7 protein-coding genes are annotated in these 9117 nt (G+C 56.3%); 1 reads left to right on the plus strand and 6 read right to left on the minus strand.

The genetic code is table 11. The annotated features are described in order from the left end of the window. Positions 1 to 186: 186 nt before the first annotated feature. Entirely contained in the window at positions 187 to 645 is a 459-nt protein-coding gene (locus tag D1Y85_RS23200; protein ID WP_124153419.1) for a hypothetical protein, read from the minus strand. A 693-nt stretch (positions 646 to 1338) separates the two neighbouring features. Between D1Y85_RS23200 and D1Y85_RS23205 the strand changes: the two genes are divergently transcribed. Then, positions 1339 to 2373 carry an IS481 family transposase gene (locus D1Y85_RS23205; protein WP_124153420.1) on the plus strand — a complete coding sequence of 345 codons (1035 nt, stop codon included), beginning with the start codon at positions 1339 to 1341 and terminating at the stop codon, positions 2371 to 2373. Positions 2374 to 2501: 128 nt separating this feature from the next. Here the strand turns inward: D1Y85_RS23205 and D1Y85_RS23210 are convergent, their stop codons facing one another. From D1Y85_RS23210 to D1Y85_RS23230, 5 genes are all read right to left on the minus strand, one after another. Beyond that, positions 2502 to 2759: a PAAR domain-containing protein gene (locus tag D1Y85_RS23210; protein WP_124153421.1), complete on the minus strand. Its 258-nt coding sequence runs from the start codon at positions 2757 to 2759 to the stop codon at positions 2502 to 2504. A gap of 64 nt (positions 2760 to 2823) precedes the next feature. Then, positions 2824 to 3432 carry a hypothetical protein gene (locus D1Y85_RS23215; RefSeq protein WP_124153422.1) on the minus strand — a complete coding sequence of 203 codons (609 nt, stop codon included), beginning with the start codon at positions 3430 to 3432 and terminating at the stop codon, positions 2824 to 2826. 10 nt (positions 3433 to 3442) lie between these two features. Then, positions 3443 to 5200 carry a LysM peptidoglycan-binding domain-containing protein gene (locus D1Y85_RS23220; protein WP_124153423.1) on the minus strand — a complete coding sequence of 586 codons (1758 nt, stop codon included), beginning with the start codon at positions 5198 to 5200 and terminating at the stop codon, positions 3443 to 3445. Between the two features lie 11 nt (positions 5201 to 5211). After that, complete coding sequence (locus D1Y85_RS23225) at positions 5212 to 5748, minus strand: hypothetical protein (RefSeq protein ID WP_124153424.1); 537 nt, start codon at positions 5746 to 5748, stop codon at positions 5212 to 5214. Between the two features lie 3 nt (positions 5749 to 5751). Continuing rightward, a complete protein-coding gene (locus tag D1Y85_RS23230; RefSeq protein ID WP_124153425.1) occupies positions 5752 to 8775 on the minus strand; it encodes a type VI secretion system Vgr family protein in 3024 nt (1007 codons plus the stop codon). Positions 8776 to 9117 lie beyond the last annotated feature (342 nt).

Consider the following 9117-nt stretch of genomic DNA (forward strand, 5'->3'; position numbering starts at 1 on the left):
GACGGGGAAATCGAAACGTCAGAATAATGAAAGGTTCTGGCGCGTTATTTCTGTGAGTTCTTCTTACGAGCCGTGGCCAGGCTGGCGCGGGGTTGGCGCGCGTGTCAGCAGACGGTTTGGTGTGGGCGTTGCCGTGGCCGACGACGCGATACTGGCGGCCTGGTGCAGTCTCCCCGCGACTGCCAGTCAAGGTTGCGCAGACGGTGGCGCGAGGCTCGCATGCACCCGGTACAGCAGCGAAGGATCCTGGCCGACGATTTGCCAGTTGACCCATTGACCCGCCGGCACGATCAGTCCCGGATGGATGGCGTGCACCTGGCTCGGCTGCGGCGGCAGCATGCAGCCACCCCGGGTTTCGGACGGGAAATCGCTTTCGAGCGTTTCCAGCGCCTCGATTGCGAGAACGGAGCCAGTCGGGTCCGCACGCAGCGGCGAGACCGTGATGGTGCGCTGCAGGTCGATCCTGGCCGCAGGTTGATCCATGCAGCCGACGTCGTGCGTGACGAGCTTGTGATGTCTGTTGGTCCGAGCCTGGCCTACCGCAGTCGTCCCGTTGAATGAGTCGATTTGCCGGCCGTCGCGGATCACCTGCAGCGTCCAGTTAACGACGGGCTGCACGCTGCGCTGCGCGAAGGGCTGCCACATTGGTGCTGGTTGGGCATACGGTTGAGGTGGTGGCGCTGGCTGCGCGTAAGGCTGAGGTGCTGGTTGTGCGTAGGGCTGCGGCGTTGGCGCGGGCTGTGCATAGGGGCGAGGCGTTGGTGCTGGCGGTACGTTCGGCTGCGGCGCTGGTGCTGGTTGCGCGTACGGCTGCGGTATTGGCGCAGGCTGCTCCGCGGGCTGCGACGTTGTCGGCGGGAGTATAGGCGGTTCCGACTGCACGGCAGGCTGCGGAACGGGCTCATAGGTGGGCTCATGGACACGCCTATGTTCAGGCTTATGAACCGGCTTTTCAGCGAGATTTTTAGCGGGCTTTTCAGCAGGTTTTTGAGCGGGCTGTGGAGCAGGTTGTGGCGTCGGCTTTTGAGCGGCCTGCGGAGTGGGTTGTGGGGCGGACGCGGGCGGGTTCAGAGGAACGGCGTGTATCACCAGCCGTTGCGACGCAGGAACGGCGGGCTGCACCGCACCCTCCGTCTGCGTCTGCGCGTGCGCGGGCACGAACGCGGCAGCGGCGGACAGGACGGCGGCGAGGCAGTTCTTCCACAACAGCATGTCGGCAGGCTCCGGGCACGAGTACCGGCAGAGGTGCAGCACAACGCGTGCCTGGACGTTCGTAGGCGAGGATGCAGAGCACTCATGTGTGCGATTCACAGACATCGTTTCAACTAAAATGAGGCGATGGACCGCGAAATTGCCACGCGATTGCATTGGGTGCGCCTGCATCAGGAGACCGGCAATGCCGGCCTCGTTTGCGCGCGGTGTGGCATCTCCCGACCGACATTGCGCAAGTGGCTGTGCCGCTACCAGGAGGCGGGAGAAGAAGGTCTTCGCTCTCAAAGCCGCCGCCCTCTGAATAGCCCGAATCGAAAGGTCTCCGACGCAGATCGAGCAACGATTCTCCGCCTGCGGGCTGAGCGCAAAGGGGCACGGCGGATTCAGAACGATTTGCGTCTGCACCAGCAAAGAGAACTGTCCCTTGCGACGATTCACAAGGTTCTGTGCGAAGCGTCCGTGAAGCCGTTGGTTCGCCCCAGGAGGCCAGCGCAGCCGAGGCGCTACAGCCGTCCGGTTCCCGGAGATCGCGTCCAGATGGACACGATGAAAATTGCGCGAGGCGTCTATCAGTACACGGCCATCGACGATTGTTCACGCTTTCGTGTACTGGCCGTCTATCCGCGTAGAAATGCCCGAAATACGCTGCTTTTCCTTAATCGAGTCATCGAGGAGATGCCATTTCCGATTCAACGCATCCAGACCGACCGCGGCAGCGAGTTCTTCGCTGAGTCTGTGCAGCGGCGCCTGATGAACGAATGCATCAAGTTCCGGCCGATTCCACCGCGCTCGCCGCACCTCAATGGCAAGGTTGAACGTTCTCAGCTTACTGACCTGAACGAATTCTGGTTCCACCATGCGCCGACAGAGCGGGCAATTGGCCTGCGAATCGAAGAGTGGCAGTTCGACTACAACTGGCGTCGGCCACACGGCTCACTCGGTGGCAAGACCCCTGTTGACCGCATTGCAGAGTTGGGCGAAATCACACCTCTCGCGGAGGACGTGCAAAGTGCGTACGACGAACGGAAAGAGCGACTTCGGCACCGTGAATGGCGGGTCGACAAGATCCTCGGCGAACATCATCGACGCTCCTTGGAAGCCGTGGCCCCTACCGGCGCCACGGCTTCCAAGGAGTCAAAGAAACGGCCTCACAAAAAGTGAAACGATGTCTGTGAATCGCACATCTCGACATTCATGGCGCGTTGCTTTCCCTCGCTGCCGCCGTTATCTGTTCACGCTTCGTTGATGACTTGTGTTAGCGACTCTTAGTCCTTTCATCTTGGCTGTATTTACTTAGGTCCGCCCGAAGGCAAGGACGAAACTAGCGTGCATCCGCATTCGCACGCATCCCCATGTTGCGCCACCTCCCGCCCGTTATCGTGCGCGTGTGAAGTGGCGCGTGCGATGTGGTTATCACCGTGCTTCGGGCACGAAACTGGATCACCGACTCTTGCCACCCCTTTGCCCATAAAAAAGCAGGTCTCCGATCCACTCAGCACTTCCCCATTCGAACTGGTACGATCGCCCACGCGTATCACACCCGGCATATTTAGTCCTTTGTCAAAAGCCCGGTCCGCGGTACCGAACCTTCGCTCGCAGAAAATTCCGCTATCAATCCGGGAAATTTTCCTCAGTCAGCGTCACTGGCTTCCCATTGATCAAGAACTTGTACGAAATGACGCGTTTATCCTGCGACACTCGCATTGAATAAGCGACATCCGCACTGCCTACCTTGAACTTCTTGTCGATTTCCACGGCGGGAATCTTCCCGACAACCACGGGAGCTGAATATGGCGACAACGCGGGAGGAATGATCAAACTCTTGATCAAGCTCCGCATCCTCGCATTTTGCTCGCTCGAATCGACAACTCTCGCTTCGTATATGTATTTCCAGCCGGTGATTTTCGTGAGATGTTCGGCAGTATCCGGGTCCCATGGATACTTCTTCAATAATTCCGGCAGCGTAATCAATGCGCTCTTGATCACATTGACACAACACAAAACCTCCACCTTCTCACCTATATCGAAAAGACCGCTAAACAGGACATCCTCGTTAATTTTTCGATCAACGAATACAACGTCGACGCGCTGAGTATTGGCTGGAGAGCCGCCCGTATCTCCAGCGGCAAGTTGCTCCCACAAGCCGACAGCCGGAGGTTGCTCCGCATGAGCAAACTGACATGTCGACGCGATCAGAATACATAGTGCAATCTTTCTCATAGTGTCTATATTAAGAACCGTTGTCAGACCAGTGCATATTTTCTTTCTCAAAATATCTCACGCCATAGCCAGCCCCAACCGCCTTCAAGTCATCAAACGACTTGATCTCGACGTCATGCCCACTCGAGTCTTTCATTTTCTTTCCAGTGTGACCAATGATATTTAGGTCAACTGCCGCACCGAAATTATGCCGAGAATGTCCGGGCCGTCCCACTGCCTGCTTGGCCGAGTGAATGTTAGTCCCGTAGCCCATGCACATCTCTTTTGCCGCCTTGATTGACGCGTCGAGATCCATGCTGCCGTCGGCTTTACGATGTACCCAGTCGATATTGACGCCGGCATAGGACGGCACCTTGTCCGGACTTTCTTTTCCCTTGGCGATTTGAAAAGCGTGATACATGAGGTACGAACGTTGAATGGGGCGAAGCGCGGCATTGATCTTTACCGTGATATTGGCATCCCGCATCGCGCCAATAAATGCACTCGCTGCTGCCTTGAACGAAGCATTCAACGAATCGAGTGACGCACTGCCCGGATAGCGATGACACCATGCCGCATCGCTCGCTTCCAGTGCAGGCGAACTCACAACGGTCTGTGGGTGGCCGCTCGGAGCGTGCTGATGCACAACTCCCGCTGCAACCGAGCTCGAACCGGAGTTGGATGGGGACGCTGAGCCTGCATGGGGTTGCGCGGGATTTGCAGTTGCGTTCGCAGGAGACGAGGTCGTCGACTGCAATTTTTCCATGGCGGACGCCTCCGCTGCGGGCTCGAGCGTCGGCTTCGTGACGGTTGCCGATGCGGCTTGTTGCGGCGTGACATCGCCATGCTCCCCCTGCGCAGACGACATGTCCGACGTTGCCGGAATCGAGAGATGCTGCCTTGCGTAGATGTGGTTCGCGTCCTTCAGTCCGTTTGCCGCGACCATCGCGCCTACGGTCGTACCGTACTTCGCTGCGATCGCGGAAAGTGTCTCGCCTGACTGTACGATGTGAACACGTGGACGCGGGCGCTCCTCGCTGTCGTGCAGCCTCGGACGTGTCGGAACCCGATAATATGGCGCATTAAATGTATAGGCGCTGGCCGTCTCCGACGTGGTTAATTGGCCCACGTGCTCCTTGTCATCCTGACCGCGTTTGTACTGGATGTTGACATTCTCTCCCATCAATCCGCTATAGATCCACGGCAACTCACCGTTGGCGTTCGTTCGCGCGTCAATGGTCGCGTGCTCACCGCTGAGTTGCATCGTCTGACCGGCGAAAGGCTGGTTCAATTTGTCGAACATCTGAACCTGAACCGGCTTGCCGAGCGGTTTGATAACGCCTGGAACCCATCCCTCCTTTTGTTCCATCGCCGCGCTGACGGCCTTGAACTTGTCATCGCTTAAAGAACCGACAACGTTGCTCGATGAAGCATCCGCCTTCTTCGTCACGAAATTGATGTAACTCTCTGTGTCGTTTTCTGACGGCGGAGCATATTCCGTAATCATGCCTCGGATGGTCTTATCACCGTAAACGCCCTTAAGCAGGTCTTGATGCGCCTGTTGACCCACGGCCCGATCTGGAAAGATGATGAAGGAAACCTTGGATTTGCTTGTCCGCAGCGCATAGCCGATCGCCGACTTCATGACGTAGCTGCTAGGCTTGGTTAAATTGCCCGGATTATTCGTGCGCCACGCAAACGATCCACCGATATAGAGCGTCTCGTTACCTTCTTCATCGAAGTAATGGACCGTCTTCTTTTCCCTGTCATAGGTTGCTCTCACGAACATACGTAATCCCTTTAGTGAGAAAAGAACTCTTTGGCGAGTGCGTCGCCCGCATTCATGTACGACGCCTTGCTACGCAAAGTCTGCACGAGCTTAAAGCGTGCTACGTCGAGGTTTCCGTTAAACCGGTAAACCTTGAATGCAACCATTTCTGGTTTCAGGTAGAGGTCCGGCGCCGTGGCCCCACTCTTAGTAGCTTGGACCGCGTAAAGTGCGTCATTGGATCGATACATTGCGATGGCCTGGACCGTCGAATCAGCGGATTCGACGGTCCTAAGTTCGGAATCGCTGCCTTCGGGCTGATCGACAAGAATCTGTAGCCAACTGCCGCCCGCCTTCCCAGGCAATACATAGCTCGTGAAGGTTTCATAGCCATGCGCCGTGAGGGTGCCGACATAACCTTTGACAACGCGCACAGTCATTCCTGCAAGAGGAACATCGGTTGGTCCATCAACCAGTTTCAGCTGAACGCTAGCGGGGATCTGGCTGACTTCCGCTGCATGCGCCCCTGAGAAACAAAGCGCCAGACACAATACTGCAACCATCTTCATCGGCTAGTCCTCACCATCCAGAATTGCCTGTTCAATTTTGGGGTCTTTGAACACCAATTGCTCGATCAGGCTCCGTTGAAATTGAATCGTTTCGGAATCGACACTTGTTACCATTGCCGAGTCGAACGTCGATTGGAGCGAGCGCTCCTCGTCAACCCTCTCGTTGCCGTCTTGTTGCGCCTGACCAGCGAGTTGCGCAAAACCCGGCGACGACTGAGCGGCATGATCAACGCCGCATTCACAGCTGTCACCATCCGGATGTTCCGCCATGCTCCATTCGCCTTTTTCGCCAAACAACACATCCATGCCTTCTGTATTGGGATGAAAGATTCGTTGTGTTGCCCCAGTTTCATCGATCGTTCCCTTCGCTATCACAGCGCCGCTCTCACTGATGAATTGATAAGGAATCGCTCCGGTTGCACCAAGCCGCTCCTGGAGTTGCTGGTCCACGATGACCTTTGCACTGAAATTTGCAGGAATTTGGCCTGGCCAAAGGTTTGCAGAATCAGTGACACTGGCAGGCCCCTCCCAGTGGAAGTTGCCAGACTTCAGCGTAATGCTGCCCGGGCAGCCTAGTTCTATATTGCCATCGGCGATCTTCACATATGCGCCGCCGCTGGTGAGCGTGATGCCCTGCTTCGCCGCAATGGTAATTTGGCTCTGGACACTGTTGAGTTTGACATCCTTCGCCGCCGAGAGCGCCAACTGGGCATCGGTGCTTCGAACCGTCAAATTTTTTAGGGCACTCAGTGCCATCTCGTCATTTTGAGCCTGGATATCAATCTTGCCAGCGGAAGCGAACATTTTGATGCCCGTCTTTTGTACAAACAGGCTAATCTTTTCCACCACGCTCATTACGAGCGATTTGCCCGTTGCGAGATAGGTGTCTTTGCCGCTGATCAGGTTGATGTGCTGGTCCGCACTAATATGGGTCGACCCCGGTGTTGACAGTGCGATACCCGAAGGGCTTGCCATCAACATGACCGGTTTCGAGAAGCCGTTTGCATTGCCGGCACCACCGCCAGCGGTTCGTCCGCCAGCCCCTTCTGCCCCAGAAATACTATGCTGCGTTGCGTTGGCAAACTTGGTCAGCGCTTCCTGACCAGCTTTCAGACTTTCTGCGTGGCCAGCCACGCTGGCCTCAGAGACCGCTTCAATCACGCTTCCGGCGTTGATCAGTTGTTCGGTAGCGGGTTGTGCACCTAAAGGTTGCGCCACTGAAGTCGAATGCGTCGAAATATATAGGCCCTGTCCAGCGCGGACAGCACCATACGCATCGGACTTCAAATCAAAGCCGCTTCCTAGAAAAGACCCACGTGTATTGCCGCTTTGGTCAATCAAGTACCCCAGGTGAAGCAAACTGTTCCCTGTACTGCTCATCAGTCTGACTCGGTTTTGTCCCGTAGCGTCATCTAGCGCGAGCTCGTTAAAACCAGCGCCCGAATATTCCTTGGTCCGATAACCCGACAGAATCCCGTTGCTGTGCCATTGAGGCTGAACCGCGCCATTGAAAACACGATGTAAAACAATCGGCCGGTCACAGTCCCCACCGATGTGCCCGATGATGACCTCTTCACCGACTCTCGGAACATGCACGCCGCCGTACCCACCTCCCGTATCCGACTGCGCCACCCGCACCCAGCAAGAGGCATTCTGGTCGCCCGGGTTGATCCGCTCCCAAATGAACCGAACCTTGATCCGGTTCAGCGCATCCGTATAGACCTCTTCACCCTTCGGGCCGACGACCATCGCCGTCTCGAGATGCATCTCAGGCTTCTTGTGCTCGAACGGACTGCGATACGGTACCGTTATCCGTTGCGCTTCGACTTCGACCAGAAAGAACCCCTCACTACCGTCGGCATGGTAAATCTTGAGCAACGTATCGCCCGAGTAGCCATTTTGGGCCTCGGCAATTCGACTCTTCAGGCTGTGCGGAAAATTTGTCTCATGGCTAGAAGGCGGAAGATTGTTTTCGATGTACCGCGATACCTTGATCGCCGCGAATTCCCGCTGGTTGGCCGGATCGTGCTGGTGCTCCGGGTGATTATTCAGGCTGAAACGAAGCCCGGCGTCAATACCGCGCACACCGCCCGCGCCATGAAAGCGCTTTGCACGTGACTCCCATTCCTCGAGGTGGATATGCGTCAGATGATCGCCGCGATCCCGATCCGAGTAGGTGTACGCGCCCGTGTATGAGTAAATCTCAAGTTGGCCGGGCAATTCGCCTTGATTCGGCCGCGTCGGCAACGTCGTGCCCTTGGGGTTGAACAATGACGCGGGAGCCTTGTAGTCGAACGTTCGAGTCGTGTACGTCACGCTTTGCAACGTGCGTGATGCCGACCACTGGGTGAACGCGTCGACTTCGCTGGTTGCGCCTGAGCGGTAGAAATCCACCGTCTCCGGCGACATCTTGTTGAGCTTGTAGAGATCGTCGGTGATGACGAACGTATGCGACCTGCCGTCTTCGGCCTGTTGCCAGAATCCGAACAACCCTTCCGACTCCAATAGCCGATGTACGAAATTCCAGTCGGTTTCGCTTTGGCGGCAATACGAGCGCGTAGGCAGCGGCTTGAACAGCGCGAACTGGAAGTGTCCTTGCGCCTGCGGATGCTGATTGAACACGTCCGTGACGATCTGGACGACCGATTTGTCTTGCCAGAGCCGCATGTCGCTACGGAACTTGAGGAAGTACATCCACGACGCGAAACTCAGCTGATAGCCAGTCAAGCTGCCATCAGCACCCAGTCGATGGGCCGTATGGATATAACCGTTGATCGGCAGATAAGACTTACCCGCCTGCTGAATCCACAGCGTTATGGGCTGAGCGATAAGCGTTTTCAGTTCGATATCGCCGGCTGCAGACACCATGTCGAGCTCGACACTGAAATCCCGACCCAATTCGGCATGAGTCACAGCCCGGCGGGGTATTAGCGCATTGCCGGGTAAGGCTGGAATATCAGTTTTCAGCAACCGGTCTTGTTGAATCAAACCACCGCGAATGGCCTGTGCCAGTTCGGTCATGTCCATACGTAATCCGCTCTGCTTCTTATTGGATGCGCCCGCGCTCTGCGACGGGCGAACGGTTCCCCGTCCCAGTGGGCCGCAACTGATCAGTACTGCGAACGTGTAAATTTAATTCAAATCGATAATTCGCGAAACAATTGACTTCTATTTTCAGTGCGATTCAGGTGAAAAGATAGCCCCGCACTCCGGAGGCAATGTGAAAATTTGTCAATTAGATACTTGCATTGCAGTAAAAACGAAGCAGCCCGGTGGACCGACCAGAGTTTCATAGACACTCACGAGCCGTTCAGCGCATAGCGCCTTTCAAGCTCTACAGGCGAAAGATCGCCGGCGGAACCATGTCGG

Origin of the sequence: Paraburkholderia dinghuensis (assembly GCF_003837865.1) — a bacterium.
Lineage (GTDB): Bacteria > Pseudomonadota > Gammaproteobacteria > Burkholderiales > Burkholderiaceae > Paraburkholderia > Paraburkholderia dinghuensis.